Consider the following 17938-nt stretch of genomic DNA (forward strand, 5'->3'; position numbering starts at 1 on the left):
CGCATGGCACTGTTCGATTACCAGGCCGCCAACGCACAGGGGCGCATAGAGAAGGGACAGCTGGACGCCGACAACGCGCGCGGCGTGCGCCAGCAACTGCGCGGGCGCGGGCTGACACCGGTACAGGTATCAGCCGCACGCAATGCCGGCAGTGGCTGGGGCACGCGCAGACTATCGGCCAGCGAACTGGCCTGGGCCACGCGGCAACTGGCCAGCCTGCTGGCCGCCAGCCTGCCGCTGGAAAGCGCATTGAGTGCGGTGATCGAACAGGCCGAACGTCCGCACGTTGCGCAGGCGCTCACCGCAGTGCGTGCCGATGTGCGCGCTGGCCAGCGCTTGACCGCGGCGCTGGCGGCGCGGCCGCGCGATTTCCCTGGGATCTATCGTGCCCTGGTGGGCGCCGGTGAGGATTCCGGCGATCTGGCGCGGGTGATGGAACGTCTGGCCGACTACATCGAAGAGCGCAACGCGCTGCAGGCGAAGGTACTGACGGCATTCATCTACCCGGCAGCGATCAGCCTGGTGTCGGTGGCGATCGTGATCTTCCTGCTCAGCTACGTGGTGCCCCAGGTGGTGACGGCGTTCGTGCAGGCACGGCAGACGCTGCCGATGCTGACCCAGGCGATGCTGACGGCCAGTGCCTTCGTACGCGCGTGGGGTGTATGGACGGGAATGGGCATCGGCGCGCTGGTGGTGGGCTGGCGGCTGGCACTGCGGCGGCCGGATCTGCGCCTGCGCTGGGACAGCCTGCTGTTGCGCGTACCGATGGTGGGCCGTTTCGTGCTGGGCGTGAACAGCGCTCGCTTCGCATCGACACTGGCGATCCTGCTGGATGCCGGCGTGCCCCTGCTGCGCGCACTGGACGCCGCACGACAGACACTGGGCAACGCGCTGCTGGCGCGCTGTGCCGATGATGTGGCCGCTCGCGTGCGCGAAGGTACTTCGCTGGGCGCTGCGCTGAAGGTGCAGAAAGTGTATCCGCCGATCCTGGTGCATCTGGTGGCCAGTGGCGAGAAGACCGGTTCATTGGCCCCGTTGCTCGACCGCGCTGCACAGACCATCTCGCGCGAGATCGAACGCCGCGCGATGGCACTTACTGCATTGCTGGAGCCCACGATGATCCTGGTGATGGGGGGCGTGGTGCTGACCATCGTGCTGGCCGTGCTGATGCCGATCATGGAAATGAACCAGCTGGTGCAATGACGTGCATCCACGCATGGCGTGGATCTACTGATGCCCGGTTTCTCCACACAATCCTCCACACCTTTTTTCGATCTTCCACAGGTTTCTTAAGCGGCCTGTCATCGGCGACGACCAGCATGTCCCTGTCGCCGCAGAGTGGGCTGGGAGGCCCTCGGCGGCAGCAGGCGTGTAGTGACCGTTCCTCCCTTGGTGTTTCACCTTCGCAGTAAACCCTTCAGGAGAAGATCATGAACAAGTACAAGACCCTGGCCGCGCTGGTTGCTACCGCGCTGCTCGCCACTGCCGGTGCCGCGTCGGCGCAGACCGTTACCGGTGGCGGCGCTTCGTTGCCGGCCGACCTCTACAAGGGTCAGGCCGACAGCATCCTGCCGAGCAACTTCAGCTACGCCGTGACCGGTTCGGGCACCGGCAAGAAGGCCTTCCTGCAGAATGATTCGCAGCTGTTCTCGACCACCGGCACCGTGCACTTCGCCGGCAGCGATTCGGTGCTGAGCTCGACCGAACTGAGCACCTACACCGCCACCTACAACCAGGCCAGCAATGCCAATCGCTATGGCAACCTGATCCAGGTGCCGTCGGTGGCTACCTCGGTGACCATTCCGTTCAACAAGGCCGGTTCGGCGGTTGACCTGAGCGTGGCACAGATCTGTGGCGTGTTCTCCGGTGCGATCACTGACTGGTCGACCATCGATGCCAACCGCAGTGGCCCGATCCAGGTGGTCTACCGTCCGGAAAGCAGCGGCACCAGCGAAATGTTCACCCGCTTCCTGACCGCCGCCTGTGCGCCGGAATTGGCCGCCACCTCGAACCTGGTCGATGGCAAGTTCGCCATCAAGTCGACCTTCGCCGATCTGTACAAGCGTGATGCCAACAACAACCTGCCGGCCTTCCTGGTGGCCGCGCCGGCCGCCGGCGGCACCTCGCTGTACAACGCCGTGTACGCGCAGGCCGGCCGCATCGGCTATGTGGGTCCGGACGTGATCCCGAGCCTGACCGATGCCACCAAGGTTGCCAAGGTCAAGGGCTTCTCGCCGGACCAGGTGAGCGTGCAGGCCACCCTGGAAACCGTCGCTCCGCCGACCGGCACTGCTGCCGAAAATCCGGCCAACTGGGTGCCGGTGTTCGGCAATCCGTCGGCTGGCTATCCGATCGCCGGCTACACCAACCTGATCATCGGCCAGTGCTACAAGGATTCGACCGTCGCCAACAGCCTGCGTGGCTTCCTGATGCGCCACTACGCCACTGACTACACCGCCACCCCGGCGCTGGTGGCCCATGCCAAGGCGATCACCGACCACGGTTTCATCCCGCTGACCAAGGTGTGGCGCGACGCGATCCGCAACCGCTTCGTGCTCGCCGGCAACGCCGCTGGCCTGAACAACCCGAGCACCTGCGCCGGCATCGGCCGTCCGCTGTAATCGCGTCTGGTAGTTGAAATCTGCGTTGCCCGACGCCGGCCCTTTGGGCCGGCGTCTCCTTTTCCGGCGGCGGTGCGGGCCAGTGCAGTGCATTGCTGTCGGCTTCATGTCACGTGAACCGTCTATCAGTGGCAGGGCATGCGTTGCGCGTGCCTCCCGATCGCTGCCGCAGCTGCGGCCCACCAGGTTGATGAGGTTCCGATGTCGCTCCCGCACACGTCCGCTGTTCATTCGGCTGCGCCGATGCGCCGCAACCACCCGATGGCCTGGGCCATCGCGGTGGCGTTGGGAACCCTGGCTGCCCCCGCCAGCCATGCGCAACAGGCGTTCAGTCCGGGCTGGTTCGCCGACCGCGGCGCGGCGCAGGGTGCGGCCGCACAGAGCGGGCGCATGCCCAATGGCGTGCCCATCCAGTTCCAGTTGCCCGCGCAGCAGCAGGACGCCGCGCGGCAGAAGCTGCAGCAGTCGATCGATAACCTTGGTACCGCGGCGCAGGCGATAGCTCTGCAGCAACGCATGCAGGAACAGGCCCGGCAGTCGCGTCGCGAGGCCGGCTTCGTGGTGGCCGATGGGTTGGGCAAGGATGGACTGAAGGTCGATGAGAACCCCCTGACGCGCGGCTGGGTGAATGCGCGCGAGGCGATCCAGTCGCAGGGCAGCGATGGCCGCATACAGGTCAGCATCGAGCAGACTGCTGACCAGGCGATCCTGAATTGGGAATCCTTCAACATCGGTGGCAACACCACCCTCAACTTCCTGCAGAACCCCGACTGGGCGGTGCTGAACCGGGTGAATGATCCGGACGCGCGGCCCAGCCAGATCCTTGGCCAGCTGAAGGCCAACGGCACGGTGTTCGTCGCCAATCGCAACGGCGTGGTGTTCGGCAACAACAGCCAGGTCAACGTCCGCAATCTTGTTGCTGCTGCAGCACGCATCAGCGACGCGCAGTTCCGTGACAACGGCCTGTACAGTGCCGACACGAACACCTCGGCCCTCACCGATGCCGTGGGCAAGGTCATGGTTGAACGGGGCGCGCGCATCACCACGCATGAACCCACCAGCGCAACGCGTGGCGGCGGCTATGTACTGCTGGCTGGCCACAGTGTGGAGAACGCGGGCCAGATCGAGACGCGCAAGGGCCAGGCCCAGCTGGCGGCCGGCGACAGTTTCGTGATCCGCCGCGGCGTGGGTACGGCGGCCAATACCGCTTCGACCACACGCGGCAACGAGATCGCGCCGCGCCTGGTCACCGACAGTAGCGCCGGCAGCGTCCGCAATACCGGCCTGCTGCTGGCCCGCGAGGGCGACATCACCCTGGCCGGACGCAGCGTCGAGCAGGCCGGTGTAGCGGTTGCCACCACGACGTTGAACCAGCGCGGTACCGTGCATCTGCTGAGTTCGTCCTCCGACAGCAAGGGCAGCGTGACCCTGGCCACGGGTTCGACCACGGCGGTGCTGATCGAAGACGATGGCAAGGCCAGCGCACTGGATACCCAGCGCGATGCACTGCTGAAGGAGTCGGCCGAACAGGATGCGCTTCGTGCATCGTCGCGGACGACGACCTTCGACAATCTGTCCCTGCACAGCGATCGACGCGACCAGTCGCGGGTGGAGATCGTTTCCGGGGGCGACATCCATTTCCAGGGCAACTCGCTGACGGTGGCCACCGGCGGCCAGGTGATTGCCGATGCCGGTCGCCGCAGCCAGCTGGACAACGCCGCGCGTGTTGATGTCTCCGGCGCGGTGGGTGTAAAGGTGGCGATGGAAAGCAACAACGTACAGCTCAAGGTGCAGGGCAATGAACTGCGCGATTCACCCGACAACCGCGACAGCGGCAAGCTGACCAGCAGCGAAGTCTGGATCGACCGTCGGCAGCTGATCCACGTGCCGGCCGGCACTGGCGGCTACGAGGGTGATCGCTGGTATGCCGCCGGCGGGTTGCTGGAAGTGGGCGGCTATCTGGACAACCAGGGCCACTCGATCAGCGAATGGGCGGCGCAGGGCGGCACGGTGCTGCTGGGCGGCAGCGAGGTGGTCACCGGCGCAGGCTCGCGGATCAATCTGGCGGGCGGCAGCCTGGACGTGCAGAGCGGGGCGATACAGCAGAGCTGGTTGCGCGGCGTCGATGGGCAGGTATACCGGCTGGACGACGCGCCGGCGGAGATGCTGTTCGATGGTCTGTACAAGGGCTACGAGGTAAAGCAGGAGCGCTGGGGTGTCACCGAGGCGTTCCGCAATCCCATCGTTTTCGCTGCGCAGCGGACTGACAACGGCTACACCGTCGGCCGCGATGCCGGGCGCCTTGTAGTGTCCGCGCCGACCGCAGTGCTGGACGGCCAGGTGGAGACCACCACCTTCCAGGGCGCGCAGCAGGGGCGACGGCCCGATGCTGCGTTGGAAGGCTATGCGCAGGCGCAGACGGCGGCGGCGCGGAACGCCGGGCTGTATCTGGGGCGCTATGACGGCCTGGGCCGCAATGGCGCGTTCGATACAGATGTGCGCGTGCAGGGCGGTACAGCGATCCCCGGCCTGACGCTGCAGTCGCCGATCGGCAGCGAGCGGCGCGACACCGTGTGGCTTGATGCCGGGCTGCTCAACGCGCAGCAGTGGGGTGCCATCGACCTGGCTACCGCCGGCCGCGCCTCCGTCGATGCGCCGCTGACGCTGCAGGCTGGCGGCGCACTCAACCTGATCGGCAGCACCGTCAACCTGGCCGGTGACATCCACATCGTGGGTGGCCGGCTGCAGGCGGGCAATCTGCTGGATGTGCTGGGCCGGCCGACGGCGCTGCTGCGCAACGGCCGCGCCGACGTTGCCATTGCCGACGGTACCCGGATTGATCTGGCCGGTGGCTGGAGCAATGCGGCGCTTGGCATCGGGCTGGACAGCGGCGCGGCGTGGACCGAGGGTGGCAGCCTGCGCCTGCAGAGCAGCCATGATGTGACGGTGGGCCGCCAGGTGGCTGTCGATGTCGACGCCGGTGCTGCGCTGGACATGCAGGGCAAGGGCCGCATCGGCAAGGGCGGCAGCGTAAACCTGCAGGCCAACACTGCCGAGGTGGCGACAGATGGCAGTGGTCGCGTGCGATTGGGCGAAAGCAGCTATTTCAGCGGCCGTGGCGAGGGCGGTGGCACGTTCGCGATGGGCACCGGCGGCAAGGTTGCGGTCGGCACAGCCCTGCAGGACGCGAGCGCACTGCAGCTGGACACGGCGCTGTTCGGCAGTGGCTTCGCGCAGTACGACATCAATGCCCATCAGGGCCTGGATATCGCCGACGGCACCGAGCTGATCGTGCAGACGCCGGGTCTGCGCCTGGCCGAAGACGCGCGCACGGCGCAGGATCGGACGAGTGCGCTGCAGGCATGGTCGGCGCCGTTGTACGCGGCTGATCCGCAGAACGGGCGCATCCGCCAGCGCAGCGGCGCCAGCATCACCCTGCGTTCGGACCGCAACAGCGTGGGCGGCGACCTGCGCGTGGGACGCGACGCGCGTATCGCCGTGGATCCGGGCCAGGCGATCTCGCTGCTGGGTGCGGGCAACATCGACGTGGAGGGCACGCTGCAGGCACGCGGCGGCCGTATCAGCATCGACGATGTGCGCCCGGACACGGCGCTGTACGCCGGCCAGCGCAGCGAGCGCACCTGGCGGATCGGTGACGGTGCGGTACTGGACGCCAGCGCTGATTCGGTTTCGATGGTCGATGCTGCTGGCCGCCTGCGCGGCCAGGTGCAGACGGGTGGGCGCATCGAGATCGGTGGCGCGCTCGACTGGGAGACGTCGGCCTTCGTCGACAACCGGCCGCCGGAAGCCTTCGTCGTAGTCGAACGCGGTGCACGCCTGGACGCGCGCGGTGCGTCGGCCGAGCTGGATATTGATGGACAGGGCCGGACCCGGGTCGACAGCGACGGCGGCCAGATAGTGCTGCGTTCGGCCAATGCGCTGTACCTGCAAGGGGCGATGGATGCGGCGGCCGGTGGCAGTGGGGCGCGTGGTGGCACCCTGGGCCTCGCCTTTGGCGGCAGCGTGCATGCACGCGGAGCAACCGAGGAGGTGCTGCGCGAACGGGCGATCACGCTCAGCCAGCAGACTGCGGCCGAGACGTCGCTGCCAGCGCGGCTGGACTATGGGCATGCCGCACTGTCGGTGCAGCAGATCCAGGCCGGCGGATTCGACAATCTCTCGGTCTTCGGCGACATCCGCACGCTCGGCAATGTCGACCTGCGTATGGCCGAGTCCCTGCGCATCTATGGGCAGGGGCAGTCCAGCCTGGGCGTGGCCGCAGGCGCAAGCGCAGGCGCAAGCACGCCCAGCGCGATCTCGCTGTCGGCCCCGTATGTGCGTCTTGCGCAGGCGCGCTGGAAGCAGTTGTCGGGCGAGAGCCTGCAGTTCACCCAGGGTGCGGTGTCAGCGACTGCGGGCGATCATGCGCTGGCGGTCAATGGCGATCTCATCGATCTTCGCGATGTTACCTGGCTGCCCAGTTTCGACCATCTCTCGTTGAACAGCCGCAGTGATGTGCGCCTTCTTTCCAGCATCGCCAGCAACGCGGCGGTCAGTTCGCTGCAGGCACCGGGCTCGATCGACCTGACCGCAGCGCGCCTGTATCCGACGTCCGGGGCGGTGGGCCGGGTGGTGGCGGGTGCATCGGCGCAGACCGTGGATACCGTCGACTACTGGGCGAACCCGGATGCAGTGCTGCGCATCCAGGGTAACGGCACGGCAGCGAGTGTCCCTGCATCGGCGTTCGGCTCGTTGCGCCTGGTGGCCGCTACGGTGCAGCAGGGCGGCGCGGTGTGGGCGCCGATGGGAACCCTGCAGCTGGGCGGTCTGGCCGTGGGCGGTACGGCCGGCGGCCGGGTGGAACTGCTGCCCGGCAGCATCACCTCCACCAGCGGTGCCGGCCTCGCGCTGCCCTATGGCGGTACCGCCGATGGGGTCAACTGGCGCATCGGCAGCCGCAGCGTGGATTCTTTGACCGCCGGTGGCATCACCTCGATGGGCGTCACCCTCAAAGCCAACCAGGTGAACGTGAGCCCGGGCGCGCTGCTGGACATGTCCGGTGGCGGCGACCTGGCCGGCGCAGCATTCATCTCCGGTCGGGGTGGTTCGGTGGACGTGCTGCGCACCGCGTTGGCCGATGCCAACCCCCGCTACGCGTTCAGTGCCTCGGGCAACCCGGTGTATGCCATCGTGCCCGGCTATACGGGCGCGTTCGCGCCCACCAGCACCGACGGCTTCGCCGCGCCCGGCATCGGTCAGCAGATCACCGTGCCGGCGGGTGTTCCCGGGTTGCCGGCGGGCACCTACACGCTGCTGCCGGCCAACTTCGCGCTGCAGCCCGGTGCGTTCCGTGTCGAGCTTGGCGCGACCGGTGCGTCCGGCGTTTCCCAGCCGCTGCCGACCGGCACCGGCACCTGGCGCGTGTCCGGCCACCAGCGTGGCGGTCTGGGCGGTATGCAATCGCCGCTGCTGACCGACGTGCTGCTGACACCGGCGGCGGTGGTGCGGCGACATTCGGGTTACAACGAAACCAGCTACAACGCCTTCGTGCAGGCAACGGCCGACCGCCGCGGCGAATCGCGCGGCTGGCAGACCATCGATGCGCTGGGCCTGACCCTGGCGCTGGGTGAGGGCGCCGGACGCCAGGGCGCGGCGGCAATCGACTTCGCCGGTACCGCGCGGTTTGCCGCGGCCAACGACAAGGGGCGGGGCGGCACCCTGGTGGCTTCGATGGCCAATCCGGCCATCGGCACGCTGGAGGTCATCGCTGCCGACGGCGTTGCGCAAACGCGCGACCGAGGCGTGACCTTTACCGACCAGGCCCTCAATGCATTCCAGCCGGCGCGCATGGTGATCGGTGGTCAGATCAACCAGGTAGCGTCGCAGGTGACGGTGACCGGCCAGGCCCGCAGCGTGGCGATCCGTTCCGGGGCCACGCTGCAGGCACCGGAAATTCTGGTGGCGGCAGCCGCCGGTGGCGCTGGCATTCTGGTCGAAGCCGGGGCGACCGTGAACACCTTGCCCTACGCACGCGCCGGTGGCGACGCCGTCGACACGCTGCCCTACCAGGTCACGGGCGGCCTGCTGGCGGTGTCCAACCAGCGCCTGAACCTGATCACCGGCACCACCGGCGTTGCCGCCGGCCCGGTGGCGATCGATATCGGCGGCTGCCAGGACGCGTGCGAGGGACAAGCGCGGCTGGTGTCCGACGGCAGCATCGCTGTCGCCACCGATGGCACCCTGCAACTGCGCGATTCGGCCAGCTACGGCACGCGCCAGCTGGGCGTCAGCATGGCTGCATTGAACCTGGGCAGCGCCGAAGCCATCGCACAGGCGGCGGCAGCGGGTGCACTGCCCGCCGGCATGACCATGAACCAGACGGTGCTGCAGCAGCTGCTGCGTGGCAACGTGGCTACCGGCGCACCTGCGCTGGACACGCTGAGCCTGGTGGCGCGCGATTCGGTGAATGTGTTCGGCAGCGTCGACCTGGATGCGCGCGACAGCGCCACCGGCGTTGGCAGCCTGCGCACCCTGGTGCTGGGCGCGCAGGCGATCCACGGCTATGGCAACGCCAGCGACCGTGCGCGCATCCTGGTGGATACGCTGGTGTGGGATGGTGCGCTGGCGGCCACGCAGGCCGCGGGCAGCAACGCGGCCGTGCCGCCGGCAGAGCCGATGGTGGATCGCCTGGGCGATGGCCAGCTGGATATCGTCACGCGCACCCTGACGCTGGGGCGTGCGCCGTACAGCAGGCCCAGCTCCGAGGTCGCGGCCAACCGTCAGGTACTTGGCTTCAGCGCGTTGAACCTCGGGGCGTCGGAACAGATGGTGTTCTCGGCGAAGGGAACGCTGGATGCGTACCAGCAGCGCGGCGAGTACCTGGCCGACAAGGGCTGGCAGTACAGCGGTGGCAGCGTGGCCATCAGCACGCCCCTGCTGACCGCAGACCCGGGCGCGCAGCTCGCCCTGCGCACCGGCGGCAGTTTCGCCCTGCACGGGGGCAACGGCAGGGCTGGCGGTGATGCGCTGGGCAGTGAGCTCAGCATCGACGCTGATCGCATCCTGCTGGACAGCACGATCGCGCTGGCCTCCGGCCGCCTGTCGGCCAGTGCGCGCCAGGGCATCGGCGTGGGTGCGCATGCGGCGCTCGATCTGGCGGGTCGCAAGGTCAGCCTGTTCGACGTGGACAAGTACAGCTGGGGCGGTGATGTGCTGCTGTCCAGCGACAGGGGCGAGGTGACCACCGATACCGCCTCGCGCATCGATGTGTCGGCGCGCAACAACCGCGGTGGGCGATTGACGGTCAATGCCCTGGCCGGTCGCGCGGATCTGGCCGGGCGTGTGGACGGTGCGGCCAGCGGCCGCTACGACGCCGGTGGCACCGTGGTGCCCTACGACGCGGGCGAACTGGTGGTGCGTGCACGCCAGCTGCAGGATTTCGCAGGGTTGAACCAGCGGCTGAACAGCAGCGGCGTGACCGGCGCGCGCACCTTCCAGATCGGCGAGGGGGATCTGCAGATCGGCGACGAGGTGAAGGCGCGACGGGTCGACATCAGCGTGGACAAGGGCAGCCTGACCGTGGCCGGGCGCATCGACGCCAGCGGCGAGCAGGTCGGCAGCATCCGCCTGTACGCCCGCGACGCGCTGCAGGTGAACGGCACGCTCGACGCGCATGGCAGTGGCCTGCGCGTGGACAGCTACGGCAAGATCATCGACAGCCCCAACCGGGCGACGGTCGAACTGGGCAGCGCCGCGGGCCAGGTCAGCATCGGCGCCGGCGCCGCCATCGACCTGCGTGCCGGCAGCGGCGTCGCCGTGGGCAGCCAGCCCGGGCAGAGCGACGGCGCTGCGCGAGGCACGCTGAAGATCGACGTGCCGCGGATCGGTACTGATGATGCGGCCATTGCCGTTGCCAACGGTATGCGCATCACCGGTGCGGCCGACATCCAGCTCAACGGCGTGCGCCGCTATGACGATGCTCCGCTGGCCTCCAGCGTGGATGTACATGGCAACCGGCCGCAGGTGGTCACCCAGCAGTGGCTGGACCAGATTGTCGATCCGGACAACCGCACGTGGATGGACGGGGCGCTGGCCAATGCCGATCTGCAGCAGCGCACCGCAGCGCTGGGCAGCCACCGCCTGCGTCCGGGTGTGCAGGTGGTGGCGCGCCGTAGTGCGGACAACCCCGGCGGCGACCTGACAGTTTCCGGTGACATCGACCTGTCCGGTTATCGCTACGGTCCCGACGCCGACCGTCTCGACGCGGCGCGGCGCGGGTTTGGCGAATCGGCCTCGCTGGTGCTTCGGGCCGAAGGCAACATCAACATCCATGGCAGCATCAACGATGGCTTCGCGCCACCGCCCGCCAACCCGGATGAAGCAGGCTGGGAACTGATCGAGGGTCGCAGCAGCGGCGGCGCCAACACACCGTTCGGTGGCGGCCTGGTGGTGCCGGTGGATGGCGTGCAGCTGCAGCCGGGTACCGAATTCCCGGCGGGCACCACGCTGAACTATGCGGTGCCGGTGGAATCGGCCGTGCTGCCAGCCGGTACCGTGCTGCCCGCAGCGATGACACTGGCCGACAGCCTGCGACTGCCTGCCGGCACCGTACTCGGTGCGGCGGTTACCACCCGTGATGGGCAGACCTTCGCCGCCGGCACCCTGCTTGACCAGCCGTTGCAGCTGGAGGCAGGCGCGCGCCTGGGCGGCGGCTTCCGTCTTCGCAGCAGCGTGCAGATGGCCGCACAGGAGTGGCCCGCCGGTGCCGTGCTGCCGATCGCGTTGCGCCTGGCACGCGCGGTAGACCTGAAAGCAGGCGCATACATTCCCTCCATGACCAAGGTGGAGCTGGCCGGCGATGCACCGGTGAAGCTGCGACCTGCCGATGCCAATGGCAACCAGGGCCGCAACTGGGCGCTGGCGCCGATGCTGGCGGAAGGCACGACGTCGTGGGACCTGACCGCCGTGGCCGGCGCGGACAGCGACGCCGCCGATCCGCGCACGCGTCGCTGGGGCAGTGACGGCAGCGTGGTGCTGGCCGATACCCATCAGGGATCGGTGGGCACGGTGAAGACCGAGATCATTTTCGTGGGCGACCGCGTGCTGACCGAGCAGGCCTCGCTGGACTGGATGGGCGATACCTCCTATGCCGGTCGACCGATCGCCGAACTGGCCGATATCTTCGGCTACACCGAAGAGGAGTTCTGTGCGCTGGCAGACGGCTACTGCGGCCCCGCACCGCGCCAGGTGGCCGCACAGGGCTCGCTGGATTTCTGGGGCGATGAATCCTACGTCGGCACGTCGGCCAAGGACTTTGCGGCGATCTTCGGCATGACCGAAGACGAGTTCTGCGGCTCGGCGCCCACCTATTGCTTTGGCGGAGGCACGCAGACCGAGGTGACCACCTATGGCCAACGCCCCGGCACACCCGCGTGGAGCGTGCTGCGCACCGGCAAGGGCGACCTGGAACTGCTTGCGGCCGGCGACGTGGTGATGAAATCCGGATTCGGCGTCTACACCGCCGGCACACCCACCTCGCTTGGCAACGGGCGTGATGCGGCCTTCAATTCGCCGCGTGCGCCGGCGCCCTGGAACAGCGCTCTGCTCGGCAAGGACGTGGTGCCCGGCAGCTACGACGCTGCACTGGCGGGCTACCAGGCGTGGTATCCGGACCATGGTGGCAATCTGCGCGTTGAGGCCGGGCGGGACATCGTCGGCGATGTGTGGACCGCGCGCGCCGAATCGGGCAGCGCCGACCGGGACATGGCCCTGCATGCCAGTGCCGCCGTGGGTAACTGGCTCTGGCGGCAGGGCACGGGCAGCACCACCGGGGTGACGCCGGTACCGACCAGCTGGTGGGTGAACTTCGGTACCTACACCAACGTCTCGGCCACCGCAGACAGCACGCCGCGGATGGTGGGTTTCACCGGTTTCGGTACGCTCGGTGGCGGCAATCTCACGCTCGACGCCGGCCGCAACGCCGGTGTGCGCGAGGCGATGGGCGACGCCTTGGGGTTCATGACCGCGCCGCACTCGGGTGCGATCGTCGCCGCGGTCGGCTCGACCGGCCGGGTCAGCGATGGCCAGCTGCACCTGACCGGCGGCGGCGATCTGCGCCTGCGCACCGGCGGTGTGCTGAATCCGCAACTGACCGCCACGTTCTCCAGTCTCAACACGGCCAGGGCCGCGCAGGACCTTGACCTCAACGGCACCTTCAGCAACCTGCGGGGCAGCCTGCTTCTGGAGGCCGGCCGCATCGGTGGCATGGGCGTGACGCTGGAGAACTACGGCACGCTCGGCCGCCAGCGTGCGGCCGACCTGTTCGCCGCCGACAGCGCACGTGCGATGGGCGGTCCGGTACTGGTGCTGGGCGATGCCACGGCATCGCTGCAGGCGCGCGGTGACGTAGTGCTGGGTGGTGTTGGCGATGCCGGCCGGGTAGCGGTGGCGAACTTCAGCAGCGTGACCCAGGACAACGGCAGCCGTGCCGCGGGTACCACTTGGTTCTCGCTGTGGACCGCATCGACCGCGGTCGATCTGTTCAGTGCCGGCGGTGATCTCGCAGCAGGCGTGGCCGGTCCGCTGAACCTTGGCGGCAGCAACCTCGCGCCTGAGCAGGTGCAGCTGCAGGCCGGCGGGCGCGATCTGCTGCAGTACTGGCTCTATCCTTCGCGGTTCAGCGCGGTTGCCGCGCAGGGCAACATCACCTTCGACCGCCTGAGCATGCAGGACAACACCCAGGACGTACTGCTGCTGGCACCCTCGGCCAGTGGCCGCCTGGATGTACTGGCCGGCGGCGGCATCTTCGCCCAGCCGGGTGCTACCCAGATCGCACGTTCGGCCGCGGATACACGCGTGCCGGGGCCGTTCGATCCGGCCTTCATGGTCCAGGTGGGCGATGGCAGCGGCAGCCTTACGCGGCCGCACCACAACCTGTCGGTGGATGGCCATTCGGCGACGCCGGAGGCGGCATTGCCGCTGTTCGCGTTCGGTCCCAATACACCGTTGTCGAATCTGCCGGGTGCGCTATCGCCCAGCCGCTTCTATGCCGTGGGCGGCGACATCATCGGCCTGCAATCGGGCGCGCAGCGTACCTTGGATCGCTTCGGCAGCCAGCGCACGCAGTTTGCTCTGTTCGAGGCGGCCGGTGCGGTGCAGATGCGCGCCGGGCGCGACATCCTGGGTGTTTCGCTGACCGCCCTGAACAGTACGGCCACCGATATTTCGGTGGTGGAGGCAGGGCGCGACATCGTGCACCTGGATGCCGTGGTGGCCGGTCCCGGCAATCTGGAGGTCAGTGCAGGTCGTCAGTTGCGGCAGGAGGACGTGGGCAGCATCGTGACGCTGGGCGGTATCGTGCAGGGCGATACCCGCCCCGGGGCGAGTGTCGCCCTGACCGCCGGCAACCAGCAGATCGACTTCGCCGCGCTGCGTGCGCGCTATCTCGACCCGGCCAACCTGACCGACCCGGCGCAGTCGCTGGCATCGCAGACGGGCAAGGCGGTGAAGATCTACGACAAGGAACTGAAACAGTGGCTGCAGCAGCGCTTCGGCAGGGCTGCCGACGGTGCCGAGGCGCTGGCCCTGTTCGATGCATTGCCGAAGGAGCAGCAGCGCATCTTCCTGCGCCAGGTCTACTACGCTGAACTGCGCGAAGGTGGTCGTGAGTACACCAATGCAGAAGGGCCGCGGTTCGGTTCCTACCTGCGCGGGCGCGAAGCGATCGCCACGCTGATGCCGGACAAGGATGCCAATGGCGCAACGATCAACCGTACTGGCGATATCCTGATGTACGGCGGTTCCGGAGTGCGCACCGAAGCGGGCGGCAACATCGAGCTGATGGCGCCGGGCGGGCAGATCGTGGTGGGCGTGCAGGGCGTGGTGCCTCCGGCCAGCGCGGGCCTGGTCACCCAGGGCCAGGGCGACATCCGTCTGTTCAGCCAGGACAGCGTGCTGCTGGGCCTGTCGCGGGTGATGACCACCTTTGGTGGCGACATCCTGGCGTGGTCCGAGCAGGGCGACATCAATGCCGGCCGCGGTTCGCAGACCACGCTGCTGTACACCCCGCCGCGTCGCGTCTACGACACCTGGGGCAACGTGATTCTGTCGCCGCAGGCCCCCGCCAGCGGTGCAGGCATCGCAACGTTGAACCCGATCGCCGAAGTGGCGCCGGGTGATGTCGACCTGATCGCGCCGCTGGGCACCATCGACGCGGGCGAGGCAGGTATCCGCGTGTCGGGCAACATCAACCTGGCGGCACTGCAGGTGCTCAACGCCGCCAACATCCAGGTGCAGGGCGACAGCAAGGGCCTGCCGGTACTGGCCTCGGTGAACGTCAACGCGCTGGCGTCGGCCAGCGCTGCGGCCAACAGTGCCAGCCAGGCCGCACAGGACGTGATGCGCAAGAGCCAGGACGATGCGCGGCGCAACCAGCCGTCGGTGATCAGCGTGCAGATTCTCGGCTTCGGCAGTGCCAGCAGCAGCATCGACCCGCCAGCACGCGGAAACACGGCAGCCGCCACGGGCTACGACGTCAACAGCGCCTTCCAGTTCCCGCAGGCCCGGGAAAACGCAGGCGAGCAGCCGACCCAGTAGATCCACGCAATGCGTGGATGAGCAACGGTGCGGACCAAGGTCCGCACCCACCACGCGCAGAACAGAGGATCGGGCCAGCTGCCAGGGAACGGTGGCGGCCCCAGCCAGGACGGCACGGAGGGCAGGGAGCAGCCATCAGCGGTGAGGACCACCGACACGGCGGCGCCGGGCGCGGGACAGCGCCCGGCGACCGGGGGGCAGTAGATCCACGCCATGCGTGGATGCAGCCCAGTAGATCCACGCCATGCGTGGATGCAGTTCAGTAGATCCACGCCATGCGTGGATGCAGTTCAGTAGATCCACGCCATGCGTGGATGCTCCTTCAGAGCGCCAACACCCGCCGGTAACTCAACGGCCCGCGTCCATCACGCAACCCCAACCGCAATTCCAGACCCGTCGCCGGCAATACCTCCCCCTGGCTCGGCAGCATCGCCCAACCCACCCCCGGCTGCCACGCCCGCACCTCGAAGCGCTGCACATCACGCGCCACCAGCAGCCCGCGCGCCGGCTCGGGCGCAGGCAGCGGATAGTGATCCGACGGCGCACCGCTGGCGCGCCACAACGTGCTGCCTTGCCGCCACCAGCGAACGCGCTGCCACTGCAGCCCGTCACTGCCGACGCTGCGGGTGATCTCCAAGGTGAAGCCGCCATCGGTGTGGCGCTCACTGGTCAACGACGGCGGCAGCAGCCGCGCAGGCTGATCGGCTGGTCGCACCGCGCCGTTCATCAGCGCGTCGTCGGCGCGCATCTCGATATCGCGCTGGAACTGCTGCAACACCCGCATCGCCGTGCTGGTTTCGGCATCGGCCTGGCGCAGGCGTTGGTCAGTGCTGGCAACGCTGTCCAGGGCGCGCCAGCAGATCACTGCCAGCACGCCCATGATGGTGATGGCGATCATCACTTCGATCAGGGTGAAGCCACCCGCAGCGCGTTTCATGGCGCCGCCGTCCATGGCAGCTGCAGCCGCGCCAGCGACTGCTTCGGTGCATCTTCGGCCACCACGCTCAGCTCCAGCTGCGGTTGCCCGTCGGCGCCGCTGCCCAGGTGCTGCTGCACCAGGAAACGGGTGCGCCCCTGCAGGCACAGCAGATGTGCATCGCCGGGTGGCTGTGCGGCCAGGCGCAGCTCCTGCCAGCGGTCCTGCGCACACAGCAGGGCCAGCCGACGGTCACGCAGACGCGACTGGTCATCGGTCGCCACCGCCACCGAGCGCATCACCGCCGCCAAGGCGATGGCCACGATGGCCAACGCGATCAGCACCTCGATCAGCGTGAATCCGCGTTGCTTCCGCTTCACTGCATGACCTGCAATTGTCCACTGCCATCATCACGAAGACGCAGTCGACGGCCGTCCAGCGACAACGCCAGCTCCCACGGCACGCCGATCCATTCAGGACTCAGCTCGATGGCGGCCGCCGGTTGCACTTCAATGCCGTGGGTCTGCCACTGCTGGGGGCGCAGCAGGTCATCGCGCCGCAGCTCGACCCAGCCTTCGCTGTCGCGGCGGCTGAAGCGATAGCCTTCTGCGCTGGCCTGCCAGCGGATCGGCCGACCATCGATGCGTGCTTCATCGCGCGCGACCTGCAGGCGCTGCGCCAACCGCTCCGATTCCTGGCGCAGCTGCCGCGCAGGGTCGAGCAGGCTGCCAAGGCCAAGACCGATGCCCGCCGTGCAGATGCCGATGATGACCAGTACCACCATCAGTTCAATCAGGGTGAAGCCGCGTGGTCTGCGTTGCATCGGACATCGCCTCCCGTCCTTGCCGATACCTGCCAGCGTAGGTGCGGATGATGAAACAAAAGCGTCAGCGGCAGCTGCTAGCGTGGCCGCACAGGAACATGGCGAAGGTGCGGAACATGGACGGCAGGCGTTGGGATCGCAATCGCATGTTGACCCTGCTGGCGGCCATGCTGCTGCTGGCCGTGGCGGGATATTGGGGCATGGCCTTGTTCATGGCGCCGGTTCGCGTTGCCGCCGCCCCGGTGCAGGTCGCCGTAGTCGCCGCCCCGGCCCTCGACGACGCTGCGAGCGCACCGCTGGTGCGGCTGCTCTCGCCCGGCGCGGTGCAGACCGACGTGGCCGTGCTGGGCGTAATGGCCGGGCAACAGGCGCCACTGGCGCTGCTGTCGGTGGATGGCGCACCTGCCCAGGCCTATGCACCGGGCCAACGTCTGGGTCCATCTACCGTACTGGCAGCGATCAGCGCGAACGCGGTTGAACTGCAGCAGGCAGGACAGCCGCGCTCGCTGCCCGTGCCCGAACTGCCGCCGCTGCCCACCGATGGCATCGTTCCCGCCGCGCTGGGGCGGCACTGAACACGGCTCAGCGCGCTGGGCGCTGTGGCACCACCGAACGCCCGAACGCGTCGCCCATGCGTTGGCGGGTGCCTTCCAGGTTGTACTGCAGCAACTGGTTGCCTGGCTTGCGCATCAAGCGTTCGGCCTCGGGAAGATTGGGACGGAGGGCTGTGTTTTCTGCCGGCGCCAACTTGCGTTGCAGGCAGTCCCAGGCGGGGATGCGCTCGCCATTGACCTGTACTTCGATGCATGGCGCTGCATCTGCCTGTTTGGCAGCCTGGTCGGCCCGCACCCAGGGTGAGGCCAGTGCCAGAACCAACGCCACACAGAGGGCAGGGCGGTCTGGCGTAAGCAGGGTGGCGTGCATCTTGAATCTCCCGAGGCAGCAAGCGCTTTGCAATGAAGACGTATGCCAGACGAAGTGTCC

Annotated in this window: 8 protein-coding genes; 4 read left to right on the forward strand and 4 right to left on the reverse strand. The window is 68.1% G+C overall.

Features of this window, described 5'->3' with window-relative positions; genetic code table 11:
* Positions 1–3: 3 nt before the first annotated feature.
* The 3 genes from gspF (at position 4) to QOL57_RS16070 (ending at position 15215) form a co-directional block, all read left to right on the forward strand.
* Entirely contained in the window at positions 4–1203 is a 1200-nt protein-coding gene (gspF, locus tag QOL57_RS16060; RefSeq protein WP_089235826.1) for a type II secretion system inner membrane protein GspF, read from the forward strand.
* A gap of 227 nt (positions 1204–1430) precedes the next feature.
* Entirely contained in the window at positions 1431–2621 is a 1191-nt protein-coding gene (locus QOL57_RS16065; RefSeq protein ID WP_089235825.1) for a substrate-binding domain-containing protein, read from the forward strand.
* Positions 2622–2822: 201 nt separating this feature from the next.
* Complete coding sequence (locus QOL57_RS16070; protein ID WP_089235824.1) at positions 2823–15215, forward strand: filamentous haemagglutinin family protein; 12393 nt, start codon at positions 2823–2825, stop codon at positions 15213–15215.
* A gap of 322 nt (positions 15216–15537) precedes the next feature.
* Here the strand turns inward: QOL57_RS16070 and QOL57_RS16075 are convergent, their stop codons facing one another.
* From QOL57_RS16075 to gspH, 3 genes are read right to left on the reverse strand one after another with little or no spacing between them, the layout of a single operon-like run.
* Positions 15538–16152, reverse strand: a complete 615-nt coding sequence (locus QOL57_RS16075) for a prepilin-type N-terminal cleavage/methylation domain-containing protein (protein ID WP_089237956.1) — start codon at positions 16150–16152, stop codon at positions 15538–15540.
* The gene (gene gspI / locus QOL57_RS16080; RefSeq protein ID WP_089235823.1) at positions 16149–16511 is read right to left on the reverse strand and encodes a type II secretion system minor pseudopilin GspI; all 363 of its coding nucleotides are present in this window, start codon (positions 16509–16511) and stop codon (positions 16149–16151) included. Before gspI ends, QOL57_RS16075 begins: the two co-directional genes overlap by 4 nt.
* Positions 16508–16954: a type II secretion system minor pseudopilin GspH gene (gspH, locus tag QOL57_RS16085; protein ID WP_089235822.1), complete on the reverse strand. Its 447-nt coding sequence runs from the start codon at positions 16952–16954 to the stop codon at positions 16508–16510. The genes gspI and gspH overlap by 4 nt, the downstream gene beginning before the upstream one ends.
* Before the next feature lie 116 nt (positions 16955–17070).
* Here gspH and QOL57_RS16090 point away from each other — a divergent pair, with 116 nt between their 5' ends.
* A complete protein-coding gene (locus QOL57_RS16090; RefSeq protein WP_089237954.1) occupies positions 17071–17529 on the forward strand; it encodes a general secretion pathway protein in 459 nt (152 codons plus the stop codon).
* Positions 17530–17536: 7 nt separating this feature from the next.
* On the opposite strand, the gene QOL57_RS16095 is transcribed toward QOL57_RS16090, so the two are convergent.
* A complete protein-coding gene (locus tag QOL57_RS16095) occupies positions 17537–17878 on the reverse strand; it encodes a hypothetical protein (protein ID WP_089235821.1) in 342 nt (113 codons plus the stop codon).
* Positions 17879–17938: the final 60 nt, after the last annotated feature.

It is taken from the genome of Stenotrophomonas sp. yr243, assembly GCF_900184195.1.
Classification (GTDB): Bacteria; Pseudomonadota; Gammaproteobacteria; order Xanthomonadales; family Xanthomonadaceae; genus Stenotrophomonas; species Stenotrophomonas lactitubi.

Excerpts from the sequence above, each read along its gene's own strand:
- QOL57_RS16070 (WP_089235824.1), top strand. The coding sequence starts at position 2,823 with ATGTCGCTCCCGCACACGTCCGCTGTTCATTCGGCTGCGCCGATGCGC.
- gspH (WP_089235822.1), bottom strand. The coding sequence starts at position 16,954 with ATGCAACGCAGACCACGCGGCTTCACCCTGATTGAACTGATGGTGGTA.
- gspF (WP_089235826.1), top strand. The coding sequence starts at position 4 with ATGGCACTGTTCGATTACCAGGCCGCCAACGCACAGGGGCGCATAGAG.
- QOL57_RS16075 (WP_089237956.1), bottom strand. The coding sequence starts at position 16,152 with ATGAAACGCGCTGCGGGTGGCTTCACCCTGATCGAAGTGATGATCGCC.
- QOL57_RS16090 (WP_089237954.1), top strand. The coding sequence starts at position 17,071 with ATGGACGGCAGGCGTTGGGATCGCAATCGCATGTTGACCCTGCTGGCG.
- QOL57_RS16095 (WP_089235821.1), bottom strand. The coding sequence starts at position 17,878 with ATGCACGCCACCCTGCTTACGCCAGACCGCCCTGCCCTCTGTGTGGCG.
- QOL57_RS16065 (WP_089235825.1), top strand. The coding sequence starts at position 1,431 with ATGAACAAGTACAAGACCCTGGCCGCGCTGGTTGCTACCGCGCTGCTC.